A 13,837-nucleotide genomic window follows, 5' to 3' on the forward strand; every position below is an offset into this window, starting at 1 on the left:
GCATGAACTCCGTCACTCATTCAACGGGCGCGCCTGACCTGTACGGCAGACGCGCGTTCGCCCTGCCCTCGCTGCGCGCGTGGCTCGCGGCGGGCCAATGGCTCGTCACGCTGCTGCTGTGCGCGTTTCTGATCGTGCCCGTCGTGATGTCGATTCTCGCGGGCCTGACGGTCAACTATTTTCAGGGCGTCGCGAGCGGCCTCACACTGCGCTGGCTCGGCGAAGTGTGGACGCAGTATCACGACTCCGTTTTCCTGTCGCTCGAAGTCGCGCTCGCGACGCTCGTCATCACGCTGCTGACAGGCGTGCCTGCCGGCTACGTGCTCGCGCGCAGCGAGACGCGCCTGTCGCGCATCGTCGAAGAATGTCTCGTGCTGCCCATCGCGTTGCCGGGGCTTGCCTCGGCGCTCGCGCTGCTTGTCGTGTACGGCGGCTTCACGATGTTCCGCACGAGCGTCGCGTTCATCGTCGTCGGGCACGTGGTGTTCACGCTGCCGTTCATGGTGCGCGCCGTCGCCGCCGTGTGTGCGGGTTCGGGATTGCGCACACTCGAAGAAGGCGCGGCGAGTCTCGGCGCAGGCTTCTTTCAGCGCTTCGTGACGATCGTGCTGCCGAACGTGCGGCCGGGCATCGTCGCGGGTGCGCTGGCCGTCGTCACGCTGTCGATCGGCGAATTCAACCTGACGTGGATGCTGCACACACCCGAAACGAAGACGCTGCCCGTCGGCCTCGCGGACACGTATGCGTCGTTGCGCATCGAGATCGGCAGCGCTTACACGATTCTCTTTTTCATCATGACGATGCCGCTGCTCGTCGCGATGCAATGGCTCGGCGTCGATGCGACGGACCAGCGCAACGTGAAGCAGAAGAAAGCGCGCGTCAACGCTACGCCCTCACCGGCACAAGAAGACCAGCCATGAAGCTCGCCTCCATTCCCATCACGCTGACGCGCTGCGCGAAGACCTTTCGCGGCACGCGCGTGCTCGAACCGCTCGATCTGACGATCGGCGCAGGCGAAACGCTGGTGCTGCTCGGGCCGTCGGGCTGCGGCAAGACGACGACGCTGCGCATGATCGCGGGCCTCGAGCAGCCGGACGCGGGTGGCCGCGTCGCATTCGGCGACGAGGACGTGACGTCGCTGCCCATCGAGAAGCGCCAGGTCGGCATGGTGTTCCAGAGTTATGCGCTGTTTCCGAACCTGACGGTGCGCGGCAACATCAACTATGGTCTGAAGATCAAGCGCATCGACGCGGAGGTGGCGCGACAGCGCGTCGACGAACTGCTCGCGATGATGCGTCTCACCGGGCACGCCGACAAACCGGTCGACCAGCTGTCCGGCGGACAGCGTCAGCGCGTGGCGCTGGCGCGCGCGCTGGCGCCGCAGCCGCGCGTGCTGCTGCTCGACGAGCCGTTGACGGCGCTCGATGCGCGTCTGCGCGACACATTGCGTAGCGAGATGAATGCGCTGCTGCGCGAGCTTGGCATGACGACGGTGTATGTAACCCACGATCAGGCGGAAGCGATGGAACTGGGCGACCGGATCGTTGTGATGAGCGCGGGACGGATCGAGCAGATCGGCACGCCGAGGGATATCTACTATCGCCCGGCGAACCGGCGGGTTGCGCAGTTTGTCGGCACGATCAATCGCGTTTCCGGTCAGGCTCGGAATGGCTTGCTTTGTACGACTGGCGGTGCCATTCCTTTGCCGCCGACGCATGCGACTCGAGTCATGCCTGATGGGGATGAGGTGTTCTTTCGGCCTGAAGACGCCTGGCTTGCTGATCCTGAGAGCGCCCAGTTGCGGGGCGTCGTCGATAGCGCTGCGTTTTTGGGTGAGCGGACGAGGCTCTCTATCCGCGATGCGGCACCTGATGTTCTGTCGCCAGGGATGGCTTGATTGCTTTGGCTTGAGGTTTTTGGTTTTTTGCTTTTTGCTTCTTGTTTTTTTGCTTTTGACTGGCATCCGCGATTTCGTATCGGTGCTCCGAGCGTTGCCCCTGTGCGGGGCGGCACTTACTTTCTTTGCCGCCGCAAAGAAAGTAAGGGAATCTCTGCAAAAGTCCTGGCATTGACGTGAGCTTGGACTATCCTGGGATCAGGAGACTTCATGGAGTGGCGTGATGACACAACTTGGTCTTGGTCTGGATCTGTCGACGAAGCGCACCCGCAAGCGCGAGTTTCTCGATGAGATGACGCGCGTGGTGCCGTGGCAGAAGCTGATTGCGCTCATCGAACCGCACTATCCGAAAGGCAAGACTGGCCGCCCGCCTTTTCCGATCCAGACGATGCTTCGCATTCACTTCATGCAACAATGGTTCAGCCTCTCGGACCCGGCGATGGAGGAGGCGCTGCACGACATCCCGCTGTACCGGGAGTTCGCGCTGCTGGGCACGGGCATGACGCGGCTGCCTGACGAGAGCACGATCCTGCGATTCCGGCACCTGCTTGAGGCCCATGAGCTGTCGGCCAGAATGCTGGCGACGGTCAACGAGATCCTGCAGGCGAAGGGCCTGATGCTCAAGGCGGGCTCGGCGGTCGACGCAACGCTGATTTCGGCACCCAGTTCGACGAAGAAGGCTGGCACGCGAGACCCGGAGATGAGCCAGACGCAAAAGGGCGGCAGCTGGTACTTCGGTATGAAGGCGCACATCGGAGTCGATGTGGAGTCGGGGCTGGTGCATACCGTCAAGTGCACGCCGGCAAATGTTCACGACATCACGGTGGCGCATGAACTGTTGCACGGCGACGAGGAGGTTGCGTTTGCCGATGCGGGCTACGTGGGCATCGAGAAGCGAGGCGAAACGGGGGCGGTCCAGTGGCACGTGGCGATGAGGCCGAGCAAGCGAAGAAAGCTGGACAAAAGCAAGCGGCTCGACAGAATCTACGAGAAAGTCGAGCGGCTCAAGGCGGGCGTGCGGGCGAAGGTTGAGCACCCGTTTCGGGTGCTCAAATGTCAGTTCGGCTATCTGAAGGCGCGGTATCGAGGCATGGCGAAGAACACGGCGCAGATCGAAACGCAGTTCGCGCTGATCAATCTCTGGTTGGCTCGCGGGGTGCTCGGTAAAGCGAAATGAAGGGCGAAGACGCCCCCAAAGGCGCAGCGTCCATGCGCAAGATGCGACCGGCATCGGTTCAACACAGCGTGAATGGGGACGCGAATTCCACTCCGCGCGTGCCAGTTAGAGATCCCAGGCAGAAAACGGGTTGTTCAGACCTTCCTAAGCAAAGAAAGCGGGCTAACACCGCTAGTTCTTGTTGTTGCCTGCGGGCCCCCAACCGGTCCCGCACTTCACGCGGCTACGCACTGTCTCACGCGCGTTGCCAGCGTGCTAACTCACACCTCACCCACCTCACACTGCCGCGTCACGCATGCGTTACCAGAAAGTCCACGGCCGCCCAGGTGGCAAACTGTGTGTAGGCCGTCGCGCCGTACGTGCACCACTCCGGACTGAAAAGCGCGATCGGTGTCGTAGAAGCGGGAACGTGTAAGGTGCGAGTACCTACACACAGTTTGCCACCTGGGCGGCGCAGACGGTTCGGCGCCGCTGGCTGCACTACGGGTGACTGGAGAGGGTGATGCGCCGGTTAAAGACGTTGGCAACGCACATGAAATAGCGTGTTGCCGTCTGGAGTGCGGGACCCGTGGGGGCCCGCAGGCAAATACAAGGATTGGCGGTGTGAGCGGCTTTCTTTTGCCTACTTTTCTTTGCCGCGGCAAAGAAAAGTAGGTGCCGCCCCGCACAGGGGCAACGCTCGGAGCACCGATACGAAAACGCGGATGCAAGCGTCAAGACAAACCGCATACGCCAGCGCAGCAAAAAGCAAAGCATGGCGACTGCGTCGCAGACATGAAAAAGAGGACACCCCTATGTTAATAGCCCAGATCAGCGATCTCCACATCAAACGCCCAGGCGCACTGGCCTACCGCCGTTTGGATACGGCACCCTACTTGCAGCGCTGCATCGAGCGCCTGAACAACCTGGACCCACGGCCAGAAGCCATCGTCATCACAGGCGATCTGGTCGACCAGGGAACCCCAGACCAATACGAACACCTGAAAGCCCTGCTAGCGCCGCTAGCGATCCCCTACTACCTGCTGGTAGGCAACCACGACGACCGCGCCAACCTGCGCGCTGCCTTCCCGGAGCGCCCTGAACTGCACACAGGCGGCGAGTTCGTCCAGTACGCGATCGACATCGGTCCGCTGCGCCTGATCGCCCTCGACTCGATGGTCCCCGGCCAGAGCGCCGGCCTCCTCTGCGACACACGCCTCGCCTGGCTCGAACAGCAACTCGACGCGGCCCGCGACAAGCCCGTCATCGTCGCGCTGCATCATCCGCCGTTCGTGTCGGGCATCGGACACATGGATGCGCTCCGCCTCGACCCGCAGGCTGCGCAAAAGCTCGCGGCACTGCTCACGCGGCACACGAACATCGAACGCGTGATCTGCGGCCACGTGCATCGGCCGATGTTCGTCCGCTTCGGCGGCACGATTGCGTCGGCGGTGCCCGCGCCCGCCCACCAGGTCGCGCTCGATCTGCGAGACGAGGCGCCGTCCGCCTTCGTCATGGAGCCGCCCGCGTTCGCCCTGCATCGCTACGACCGCGTGGACGGACTGATCACGCACCACGGCTATGTCGAAGCAGCCGATGGCCCCTATCCGTTCTACGAACCGGAAGGCACGCTGATCGATTGACGACGCACGGGCGTGCCACGCCGGCCCCGGATGCAGCAGCGGCAGCCAGCAAAGTCCGCCTCGCTCCGGTATGATCGGCACGCTCGACTCTCTCCCGCCGGCTGCTGCATCATGTCCACACCCGCTTCCAGCCCTGCCGCGTCCGACCGCTCGTTGCGCGGCCTTCTGCTGCTGCTCGCCACCATCGCGGGCGTGTCCGTCGCCAACATCTACTACAACCAGCCGCTGCTCGACGATTTCCGCAAGTCGTTTCCGCAAAGCGCATCGTGGATCGGCGTCGTGCCGTCGATGACACAGCTCGGCTACGCAGCGGGCATGCTGCTGCTCGCGCCGCTCGGCGACCGCTTCGATCGCCGCAGGCTCATCCTGCTGCAGATCGCCGGCATGTGCATCGCGCTGCTGTGCGCCGCCGTCGCGCCGAATCTTTCCGTGCTCGTGTTCGCGAGCCTCGCGATCGGCATCCTCGCCACGATCGCGCAACAGGCCGTACCCTTCTCCGCCGAACTCGCGCCGCCGTCGCAACGCGGCCATGCCGTCGGCACCGTGATGAGCGGCCTGCTGCTCGGCATCCTGCTCGCGCGCACGGCGGCCGGCTTCGTTGGGCAATACCTCGGCTGGCGCGCCGTGTTCGGCGCGTCGATCGTCGCGCTGATCGTGCTCGCCGCCGTCATCCTGTCGAAGCTGCCGCACAGCAAGCCGACCTCGACGCTCGGCTACGGCAAGCTGATCGGCTCGATGTGGCATCTCGTCGTCGAATTGCGCGGCCTGCGCGAAGCGTCTCTGACGGGCGCGGCCCTGTTTGCCGGGTTCAGCCTGTTCTGGTCGACGCTCGCGCTGCTGCTCGCGGGCGCGCCGTTTCACTACGGGCCGCAAGCGGCAGGACTGTTCGGTATCGTCGGCGCAGGCGGTGCGATGGCCGCACCCATCGCAGGCAAGTTCGCCGACAAGCGCGGGCCGCGCGCGATCGTCACGCTGTCGATTGCGCTGGCGGCGATTTCGTTCGTCGTATTCGCACTGTCGGGCACGAGCCTCATCGGCCTCCTGATCGGCGTGATCGTGCTCGATGTCGGCGTGCAGGCCGCGCAAATCTCCAACCAGTCGCGCATCTATGCGCTGAAGCCGGAAGCGCGCAGCCGCGTCAACACGGTGTTCATGGTCTGCTATTTCATCGGCGGCGCGGCGGGCTCGGCTGTCGGCGCATTCGTATGGCCGCTGTTCGGCTGGGTCGGCGTGAGCATCGCCGGTCTGCTGTTCACGATGCTCGCCGGACTCAATCACCTGCGCGGACGTCCCGAGCCGCCGAAGGCGCCGGGCGCGGCAGACTGAGCACGCGTGCTGAATTATTGCTCGTCGAGACGCGCCTGCGCATATTCGTGCAGCGCGTCGATCGCCCGGTCGAACTCGAAAGACTTGTCGTAGAAGTGCCGCACGCCATACTGCCGGCAGCGCTCGCGATACGCGGGCAGCGCATGGTTGGTCAGCACGGCTGCGAAGGTCGACTCGATCAGGCCTTCCTTCTGCATATACGCGAGCACGGGCACGCTCGATCCGCCCTTCAGTTGCAGGTCCACGATCACGGCATCGAACGCCTCGCCGTCGAGCAGCGCGATGGCCTCGTCGGCGGACTCGGCCTGCGCGGCTACGTGCATCACGCCCGACGCATCGATCGCCTCGACGATGCTGCGCCGGATCAGCGGCGAATCCTCGATCAGCAGCACACGCAGCGGCGCGTGGCCGGAATCGTCGTGTGCATGGGCGGAGTCGGGGTTCATCGGTTGCGTTCCATACTCGCGAATCATCCCATCACTCGATCAAACCGTTCTTGATCGCGTAGTACGTGATATCCGCGTTGTTCGTCATGTGCATTTTTTCGAGCACGCGCGCGCGATACGTGCTGACCGTCTTCACCGACAGATGCAGTTCGTCGGCGATATCGGTCGGAATCTGCCCCGATGCGAGCTTGCAGAAAATCTGGAACTCGCGCTCCGACAGCTGTTCATGCGGGTGCGAAGCCGCGGGCTTGTCGAGGCTGTTCGCGAGCGTATCGGCGACGGCCTCCGACAGATAACGATGCCCGCGTGCAACCGAGCGAATCGCGCGCACGATCTCGTCGGGCTCGCAGTCCTTGTTCAGATAGCCGTTCGCCCCCGCGCGCAGCAGGTTGATCGCGTACTGGCTCTCCGGGTAGCCGGAGAGGATCAGCACGTTCTGCGCGGGACGCATCTGGCGGATCACGCGCAATGTATCGATGCCGTTCTTGTCGGGCATCGCGATGTCGAGCAGCACCACGTCGAAGGGCTCGCCGTCCTGCTGCTCGCGCACGAGGCGGATCGTCTCGTCGCCCGTCGCCGCTTCCGCCGCGACGCACATGTCCGGCTCGTCGGCGACGAACTGTCTGAATCCGCCCCGGACGATCGCGTGGTCGTCCGCTATCAGCACTCGAATCATCGTTCGTGGTTCAACGCAGGGTGGCGGGATGATCGAACGCGCAGCGGCACGGATGCATGCCGGCTGCCGCGTTCCTCGCGCGTGGCAGGCGCCTGTTCATGGCCTGTTCGCAGCCTGTTCGCGGCCTACTCGCGGCCCGTCAGCAGATCGGCCATGTCGTCCGCGTGCTCTTCCTCGACGGCGAGAATCTCCTCGAACATCCGGCGCGTCGTCACGTCGCCATCGCCGAGATAACGGATGATCTCGCGATACGTATCGATCGCGATGCGTTCCGCAATCAGGTTCTCGCGAATCATGTCGGTCAGGCCATTGCCTTCCTTGTATTCGGAGTGCGAGCGCGCTGTCAGGCTGTTCGGCGCGAAATCGGGCTCGCCGCCCAGCTGCACGATGCGCGCGGCGAGCGTGTCCGCATGCGCCTGCTCTTCGTTCGCGTGCTCGAGAAACTCCTGGGCGACGGCTTCCGAATTGATGCCCTTCGCCATGAAGTAATGCCGCTTGTAACGCAGCGTGCAGACCAGTTCCGTCGCGAGCGCGCCGTTCAGCAGCTTGAGCACGGTATCGCGGTCCGCGCCGTAGGTCGACGTGACGGGGCCTTCGTCCATATCCTTGCGGGCCTGCTGACGAATCCGTTCGAGGTCCATCACGAACTCGCCTTTCGATGACTTCGACATTGACTGACTCCTTGTACAGGTATTGTGGGAAACGCGCACGTTGCCGCCGTCTGTGCTGCGCGGCGTGTCGGCGTGCGCCATGGGGGCGTCCTGTCTGCGCTATGTCCGGAACACGCCGAGCAGCAGCGTGACGACGAACACGACCAGAAAGATGTAGAACAGAATCTTCGCTATTTCGGCAGCGCCGGCGGCAATGCCGGTGAAGCCGAATACGGCGGCGATGATCGCGATCACGAAGAACACGAGTGCGTAATGCAGCATGACGATGCTCCTTCCTGTTTAGGCGATGAGCTGTTGCAACGCCGTCGAACCGCGCGCTTGCAGCTGCGCTCCGCGTTGCGCCCTGATTTGCGCTCCGAATTCGGGTTGTTCCCGGGGCGCCGCTAATCGACTATCTTCTTCGTCACGACGAAGCCGAGCACAAGGAACACGACGCACAGAATCAGGAACAGCACGAACAGGAACTTCGCGATAGCCGCCGCGCCTGCCGCAATGCCCGTGAATCCGAGCAGACCCGCGATCACCGCGATCACGGCGAAGAACAACGCCCACTTGAGCATGATGGCAACCTCCCTGACTGATGTGTGGCTGATGGGTGTAGCAAGGTGTGGCTCCAGGTGTGGCTAATGGATCTAATGGATCGCCAGACTTCATCGTAGGGAGCAGTTTGCGTACCCGCATTCGGGCGCACGCTGTTTTTCATGTGGGAATCCGCCGACATCCGCTTTCGGCAGGCCTTCCGCCGCTGCCCGTGCGGCCTTCGTGCGAACGCAAGCGCGCTGCATGACGCTACACTGTCGATGACCTCATCGCATGGAGACGGCAGTGTCAGGTGAAGCGCAAGCAGGCGCCGAAGCACGGCTCGCGGCCAGGCTGGCGGACTGGATGCACCAGCGCAGCTGGGCGATCGCGATGACAGTCGCGATCGTCATTACGTGCGGAGGCCTCGTCATTCTCGAAACCGCGCGCCAACGCATCGCGTCGGAATACGAAGCAGCACTCGAAGCGCGCAGCGTGAGCATGCAGCTGAGCGAACTCGACCGGCGCCTCGCACAGTTGCAAACGCATGAGAGCCGTTTTCTTCTGACGAAGAACGATACCGATGCACGCGGCTACTGCTCCCGCGCAACGGATCTCCAGCGCAACATCCGCTCGCTCGATACGTACTTCCGGCGCGCCGCCGACAGCGCGGAACTGGCCAGCTTCACGCAGATCGCGGCGCTGATCGATGCACGTATCGGCAGCGGTGCACAGGCGTTGCAACGGGCTTCATCCCATCCGCTCGACCTCGCCGCGTGCGGCGGCGCGGCGCAGGGAAGCAGCGCTGATGCGTCGCTCGTGACGAGCACGCTCGCCTTGCTGCGCGACAACGAAGAACGCCGCGCGCAGCGTGCGCTCGACGCGAGCCGTGCCGATCAGCGGGTGTCGACGCTGGTCGCGGCGGGTCTGTCGGCGCTCAACATCGTGCTGTTCATTCTGCTGTTCCGTAATCTGGGCACCCAGATCGACAGCCAGGCGCGCGCGCAAAAACAGTTGATCACGCAGCAGGAAGAACTCGATCGGCTGGTCAATGAACGCACGCGCCAACTCGAAGCGTTGGGCTGGCACCTGCAGGCCGTCAGCGAAAACGAAAAGACCCAGCTCGCGCGCGAACTGCATGACGAACTCGGCGCGATTCTCACGGCAAGCAAGATGGACGTCGCGTGGGCGCGGCGCAAGATGCAGGACGCCGATCCCGTCATCGCGGAGAAACTGGCGCGCGCGCTCGCAACCCTCGATCAGGGCATCGCGCTCAAGCGCCGCATCATCGAGGACATGCGGCCGACCGTGCTCGCGAATTTCGGCCTCGTCACCGCGCTGCGCACGCTCGGCGACGAAGCCGCGCAGCGCAACGGCTGGGCGCTCGATCTGCAGTTGCCCGACGACGAACTGCAACTCGACGAGCAGACGGAGATCGCGCTCTTTCGCGTCGCGCAGGAATCGCTGACCAATGCGGCGAAATACGCACGCGCGACGCAGATCACCATCGCACTGGGCGCGGGGCACGGCGAAGTGGCGCTGCATATCGCCGATAACGGCATCGGCATCATGCCGGGCGATCTCACGCGCACGCATACGCACGGGCTGATGGGCATGCGCCAGCGCGTGGCCGCACGCGGCGGACGCTTCGATATCCGGCGCGGCGAACTGCACGGCACCGATATCCGCGTCGTGCTGCCCGTGCCGACCGTCGGCGCGACGAAGGAAGCGCGCGGCGAACCGGTCGACGATGCGCAGGACGACAGCCTCGCGCGCAACCACAGCACACCCGTCGAACGTCTCTGAGTTCTTCGCCGATGCGTCACGTAGGATTGCGCCGACAAGAAAATCGTCGCGCCTCCGACAGCATCGCGGCGACGCGTCTCTTACCATGAAATCAGACCGGATCGGCTGGCGCGATGCCCCGGTCGGACGACAGGGCGCGCACGTCCGGCGATATCGAACGCTATCGAACGCAAACAGGCAAACGAGCCGGCGCGCGCGAATCGATCGAAGCATACGTCGAATATTCCTTCGAATATTCCTGAAAAGGGAGAAGACTCATGACACGACTCATCGCACTCCTGCTGCTCGCGGGCACGACACTGCTGGCCGCCTGCAACACGATGGCCGGCGCGGGCCAGGACATCTCGAAGGGCGGCAACGCCATCACGAATTCAGCCGAGAAGCATTCGGACTGATACGGCATCCGTTCGCTCGTTTCGATTCGGTTTCGATCCAGCACGATCTGCCAGGCCGCCGCGTCACACGCGGCGGCTTTTTTGCGCCTCGCCGACGCACCAAACAGAACGGCGGCTCACTTGCATAAGCCGCCGTGCCGTCCCCCTGCTACTGCTTCTTGTCAACGCCTGCCGTCTGTCTGCGTTACTGGCCGTTCAAGGTATTCGTCAACTCCAACGCCGGCTGCGAGGTATTGCCGCCCTGCGCGACCAGCAGGTGTATCTGGTTCGGCAGCAGTTGCGTGAGCGCGCCGCCGATGGGCACCGACGTCACCAGCCAGTCCGCGTTGTTCGCGAGGTCGAACGGGCTCGACTGGAAGATCGGCGTCTTGCTGCCCGCCGTCGTCGCGATCAGCACATACGTGCCGCCCGATACGTAGACGGAGTCCTGACCGCTCGCAGGCACCGCATTCTTGAACGACACGCCCGCCAGCGTTGGGCTCGCGCTCGAGATGCTGGTGTTGTTCGACGGCACCAGATACAGGTCGAGATTGGACGAATTCACCGATGCGTTGAACCCGCGCACGCGCGCGCTGCCCGACAGCAGGCCCTTGTCGAACGGATCGTCGATCAGGCCGATGTCGGCGCCCGTCGAACCCGGCACGGCAATCACCGTATATTCATGACCCTTCGCGACATCCGGGAACGAGCCGCTCGCCAGCGGCGTCGTGCTGCCGGCAGTCGCATACGCAACTGTCGTCGCGCCCGTGTTGATGTTCGCGAAGTTGGTCACACCCTTGTACCCGATGCTCTTCTGCAAGGCGCTGCCGTTGACGAGGAAGTCGACTGTCGGGCCGCTCGGAATCGCGTGCACGAAGTGAATCAACGGATTCTGCAAGCCGAGTTCCTTGCCGACGTCGTTCGAACTGCCACCGCACGCCGATACCAGCGCGGCGGCTCCGACGAGCGCCGCGATCGTTCTGATCGTTTTCATTTGCCACCTCTCCCTGATGAGCCGAAGCCCGTTGTGTCATGCGTCCACGAGGTCGGTCAGCGCTCGGCAAAGCGGTTTTGCCCGCATCGATTGGACAATTGCGCTCAGCAATCGGTGTGCCGCGACGGCGATTACCCACGACATGTGAATAAAAACGTCGTCGAAAATAAGGGGGTTGGAGGCAATTAGAATTTGTCCTCGGAGGTTTTGCGCGCGCTCGCGTGTATCGTTCGAGCGCGTCCCAACTTTACACGGTGCCTTGCATGTCTTACCCGCGGCTCTTGTCCGAACTCGATCTGGGCTATACGCGCCTGCGCAATCGCGTCGTGATGGGTTCGATGCATACGGGCATGGAAGACCGCTTCTGGCATTATCCGAAGCTCGCCGCGTACTTTCGCGAGCGCGCGAAAGGCGGCGTGGGTCTCATCATCACGGGCGGCATCTCGCCCAATCGCGAGGGCTGGCTGCTGCCGTTCGGCGGCACGCTGAACTCGGTTTTCGATCTGCACAATCACCGCAAGCTGACGCGCGCCGTGCATGAAGAAGGCGGCAAGATCGCGCTGCAGATCCTGCACGCGGGGCGCTACGGTTATCAGCCGCTGGTCGTGTCGGCGTCTGCCTTGAAGTCGCCCATCTCGATGTTCAAGCCGCGCGCGCTGACGATAGCGGGCATCGCGAAGACCGTGCGCGATTACGCCCGCTGTGCACGGCTCGCACAACGCGCCGGCTACGACGGTGTCGAGATCATGGGCAGCGAAGGCTATCTGCTGAACCAGTTTCTGTGTCCGCGCACGAACCGGCGCGACGACGCCTACGGCGGCACGCTCGACAACCGCATGCGGATCGCACGCGAGATCGTGCAAGCCGTGCGCGCCGCGTGCGGCGAGCGCTTCATCCTCGTGTACCGGCTGTCGCTGATCGATCTCGTCGAAGGCGGCAATACCTGGGATGAAACCGTGCAGGTCGCGCGAGCCCTCGAAGCCGCGGGCGTCACGATGTTCAACACGGGTATCGGCTGGCATGAGGCGCGCGTGCCGACCATCGTCACCTCGGTGCCGCGCGCCGCGTTCGCGCCGTTGACGGCGCGTCTGAAGGCGGCCGTCGGCGTACCTGTGATCGTGTCGAACCGCATCAACACGCCCGAGGTTGCAGAGGATCTGCTGGCGCAAGGCGCCGGCGATCTGGTGTCGATGGCGCGGCCGCTGCTCGCCGATCCCGACTTCGTCGTAAAGGCAGCCGAAGACCGCGCGGACGAAATCAACACCTGCATCGCCTGCAATCAGGCGTGCCTCGATCATACATTCGAGAACCGGCGCGCAACCTGTCTCGTCAATCCGCGCGCGGGCCGCGAGACGGAACTCGTCTACACGCCGCTCGCCGCACATCGGAAGCCGCGCGCCGTCGCCGTGATCGGCGCGGGACCGGCGGGGCTGTCGGCTGCGACGGTGGCGGCCGCGCGCGGACATCGCGTGACGCTGTTCGATGCGGCGGCGACTATCGGCGGCCAGTTCAATCTGGCGATGCGCGTGCCCGGCAAGGAAGAATTCAGCGAGACGATCCGCTATTTCGACAGCCAGCTGCGCAGGCATGGCGTCGACGTGCGCCTCGGCACGCGCGTCGATCCCGCGCTGCTCGCGGCCACCCCGTTCGACGACGTGATCGTCGCGACGGGTATCGTGCCGCGCCGCCCGCCCATTCCGGGCATCGACGGGTCCAATGTGCTGTCATATGCCGACGTGCTGCGTGGCGCGTCCGTCGGGCGGCGCGTCGCGGTGATCGGCGCGGGCGGGATCGGCTTCGACGTCAGCGAGTTTCTGCTGCATCGCGCGGACGAACCCCTGCCGATGCCGCGGCAGGCGTGGATGGACGAATGGGGCGTCGACCTGTCCGTCATGGAACGCGGCGGCCTCAAGACGCCGGGCGTGCGCGATCCCGTGCGCGAAATCTGGCTGTTGCAGCGGAAAACGGGCAAGCTCGGCGCGGGACTCGGCAAGACCTCGGGCTGGGTGCATCGCGCGGCGCTCGTGCGCAACAAGGTGAAGATGCTGGATAGCGTCACGTATCGGCAGATTGCCGAACGCGGACTGCTGATCGAGCGCGCGGGCAGCGAACAGTGGCTCGACGTCGATACGATCGTGGTGTGCGCGGGACAGGAGTCGTTGCGCGATCTCTACCCTGCCGCGTCCAGCTCGCCCGCTACGTCTGCTTCCGGCGGGCCGCGCTTTCATGTGATCGGCGGGGCGTCGGTGGCGGCGGAACTCGATGCGAAGCGCGCGATCCGCGAAGGCGCGGAACTGGCCGCGCGCCTCTAGCGCGGCCCCGGCGCTGC

General features: G+C 64.2%; 13 protein-coding genes and 1 pseudogene. 8 read left to right on the forward strand and 6 right to left on the reverse strand.

Going from position 1 to position 13,837, the window contains the following annotated elements:
- The first annotated feature begins 2 nt into the window (after positions 1-2).
- From FRZ40_RS05575 to FRZ40_RS05595, 5 genes and pseudogenes are all read left to right on the forward strand, one after another.
- Positions 3-920, forward strand: a complete 918-nt coding sequence (locus FRZ40_RS05575) for an ABC transporter permease (protein ID WP_147233582.1) — start codon at positions 3-5, stop codon at positions 918-920.
- A pseudogene (locus FRZ40_RS05580) lies at positions 917-1,879 on the forward strand (ABC transporter ATP-binding protein); the annotation flags it as partial. The gene FRZ40_RS05575 and the pseudogene FRZ40_RS05580, both read left to right, overlap by 4 nt.
- 241 nt (positions 1,880-2,120) lie before the next feature.
- Positions 2,121-3,074, forward strand: a complete 954-nt coding sequence (locus FRZ40_RS05585; protein ID WP_147233004.1) for an IS5 family transposase — start codon at positions 2,121-2,123, stop codon at positions 3,072-3,074.
- Positions 3,075-3,868: 794 nt separating this feature from the next.
- Positions 3,869-4,696 carry a phosphodiesterase gene (locus tag FRZ40_RS05590; RefSeq protein ID WP_147233583.1) on the forward strand — a complete coding sequence of 276 codons (828 nt, stop codon included), beginning with the start codon at positions 3,869-3,871 and terminating at the stop codon, positions 4,694-4,696.
- A 111-nt stretch (positions 4,697-4,807) separates the two neighbouring features.
- Positions 4,808-6,022, forward strand: a complete 1,215-nt coding sequence (locus tag FRZ40_RS05595; RefSeq protein WP_147233584.1) for an MFS transporter — start codon at positions 4,808-4,810, stop codon at positions 6,020-6,022.
- A 14-nt stretch (positions 6,023-6,036) separates the two neighbouring features.
- Here the strand turns inward: FRZ40_RS05595 and FRZ40_RS05600 are convergent, their stop codons facing one another.
- The 5 genes from FRZ40_RS05600 to FRZ40_RS05620 all read right to left on the reverse strand — a co-directional run bounded on the left by FRZ40_RS05600 (position 6,037) and on the right by FRZ40_RS05620 (position 8,375).
- The gene (locus FRZ40_RS05600; protein ID WP_028365869.1) at positions 6,037-6,468 is read right to left on the reverse strand and encodes a response regulator; all 432 of its coding nucleotides are present in this window, start codon (positions 6,466-6,468) and stop codon (positions 6,037-6,039) included.
- A gap of 31 nt (positions 6,469-6,499) precedes the next feature.
- Positions 6,500-7,144: a response regulator gene (locus FRZ40_RS05605; RefSeq protein WP_028365870.1), complete on the reverse strand. Its 645-nt coding sequence runs from the start codon at positions 7,142-7,144 to the stop codon at positions 6,500-6,502.
- A 125-nt stretch (positions 7,145-7,269) separates the two neighbouring features.
- Positions 7,270-7,815, reverse strand: a complete 546-nt coding sequence (locus FRZ40_RS05610) for a ferritin-like domain-containing protein (RefSeq protein ID WP_028365871.1) — start codon at positions 7,813-7,815, stop codon at positions 7,270-7,272.
- A gap of 99 nt (positions 7,816-7,914) precedes the next feature.
- Positions 7,915-8,076, reverse strand: coding sequence for a DUF1328 domain-containing protein (locus tag FRZ40_RS05615; RefSeq protein ID WP_012400904.1), 162 nt, complete (start codon positions 8,074-8,076; stop codon positions 7,915-7,917).
- Between the two features lie 122 nt (positions 8,077-8,198).
- Positions 8,199-8,375 carry a DUF1328 domain-containing protein gene (locus tag FRZ40_RS05620; RefSeq protein WP_109483203.1) on the reverse strand — a complete coding sequence of 59 codons (177 nt, stop codon included), beginning with the start codon at positions 8,373-8,375 and terminating at the stop codon, positions 8,199-8,201.
- 253 nt (positions 8,376-8,628) lie between these two features.
- Between FRZ40_RS05620 and FRZ40_RS05625 the strand changes: the two genes are divergently transcribed.
- Complete coding sequence (locus FRZ40_RS05625) at positions 8,629-10,140, forward strand: sensor histidine kinase (RefSeq protein WP_147233585.1); 1,512 nt, start codon at positions 8,629-8,631, stop codon at positions 10,138-10,140.
- Positions 10,141-10,397: 257 nt separating this feature from the next.
- Positions 10,398-10,535 carry an entericidin A/B family lipoprotein gene (locus FRZ40_RS05630; RefSeq protein ID WP_007585547.1) on the forward strand — a complete coding sequence of 46 codons (138 nt, stop codon included), beginning with the start codon at positions 10,398-10,400 and terminating at the stop codon, positions 10,533-10,535.
- Between the two features lie 184 nt (positions 10,536-10,719).
- On the opposite strand, the gene FRZ40_RS05635 is transcribed toward FRZ40_RS05630, so the two are convergent.
- Positions 10,720-11,508 carry a DUF4397 domain-containing protein gene (locus FRZ40_RS05635; protein WP_028365874.1) on the reverse strand — a complete coding sequence of 263 codons (789 nt, stop codon included), beginning with the start codon at positions 11,506-11,508 and terminating at the stop codon, positions 10,720-10,722.
- 263 nt (positions 11,509-11,771) lie between these two features.
- Here FRZ40_RS05635 and FRZ40_RS05640 point away from each other — a divergent pair, with 263 nt between their 5' ends.
- On the forward strand, positions 11,772-13,820 hold the full coding sequence (locus tag FRZ40_RS05640; RefSeq protein ID WP_147233586.1) for an NADPH-dependent 2,4-dienoyl-CoA reductase: 2,049 nt from the start codon (positions 11,772-11,774) through the stop codon (positions 13,818-13,820).
- Positions 13,821-13,837: the final 17 nt, after the last annotated feature.

This window comes from Paraburkholderia azotifigens, from assembly GCF_007995085.1.
Lineage (GTDB): Bacteria > Pseudomonadota > Gammaproteobacteria > Burkholderiales > Burkholderiaceae > Paraburkholderia > Paraburkholderia azotifigens.

What these genes read in the sequence shown, in the direction of transcription:
- FRZ40_RS05575 (WP_147233582.1), top strand. Translation starts at nt 3, where the DNA reads ATGAACTCCGTCACTCATTCAACGGGCGCGCCTGACCTGTACGGCAGA.
- FRZ40_RS05585 (WP_147233004.1), top strand. Translation starts at nt 2,121, where the DNA reads ATGACACAACTTGGTCTTGGTCTGGATCTGTCGACGAAGCGCACCCGC.
- FRZ40_RS05590 (WP_147233583.1), top strand. Translation starts at nt 3,869, where the DNA reads ATGTTAATAGCCCAGATCAGCGATCTCCACATCAAACGCCCAGGCGCA.
- FRZ40_RS05595 (WP_147233584.1), top strand. Translation starts at nt 4,808, where the DNA reads ATGTCCACACCCGCTTCCAGCCCTGCCGCGTCCGACCGCTCGTTGCGC.
- FRZ40_RS05600 (WP_028365869.1), bottom strand. Translation starts at nt 6,468, where the DNA reads ATGAACCCCGACTCCGCCCATGCACACGACGATTCCGGCCACGCGCCG.
- FRZ40_RS05605 (WP_028365870.1), bottom strand. Translation starts at nt 7,144, where the DNA reads ATGATTCGAGTGCTGATAGCGGACGACCACGCGATCGTCCGGGGCGGA.
- FRZ40_RS05610 (WP_028365871.1), bottom strand. Translation starts at nt 7,815, where the DNA reads ATGTCGAAGTCATCGAAAGGCGAGTTCGTGATGGACCTCGAACGGATT.
- FRZ40_RS05615 (WP_012400904.1), bottom strand. Translation starts at nt 8,076, where the DNA reads ATGCTGCATTACGCACTCGTGTTCTTCGTGATCGCGATCATCGCCGCC.
- FRZ40_RS05620 (WP_109483203.1), bottom strand. Translation starts at nt 8,375, where the DNA reads ATGCTCAAGTGGGCGTTGTTCTTCGCCGTGATCGCGGTGATCGCGGGT.
- FRZ40_RS05625 (WP_147233585.1), top strand. Translation starts at nt 8,629, where the DNA reads ATGGAGACGGCAGTGTCAGGTGAAGCGCAAGCAGGCGCCGAAGCACGG.
- FRZ40_RS05630 (WP_007585547.1), top strand. Translation starts at nt 10,398, where the DNA reads ATGACACGACTCATCGCACTCCTGCTGCTCGCGGGCACGACACTGCTG.
- FRZ40_RS05635 (WP_028365874.1), bottom strand. Translation starts at nt 11,508, where the DNA reads ATGAAAACGATCAGAACGATCGCGGCGCTCGTCGGAGCCGCCGCGCTG.
- FRZ40_RS05640 (WP_147233586.1), top strand. Translation starts at nt 11,772, where the DNA reads ATGTCTTACCCGCGGCTCTTGTCCGAACTCGATCTGGGCTATACGCGC.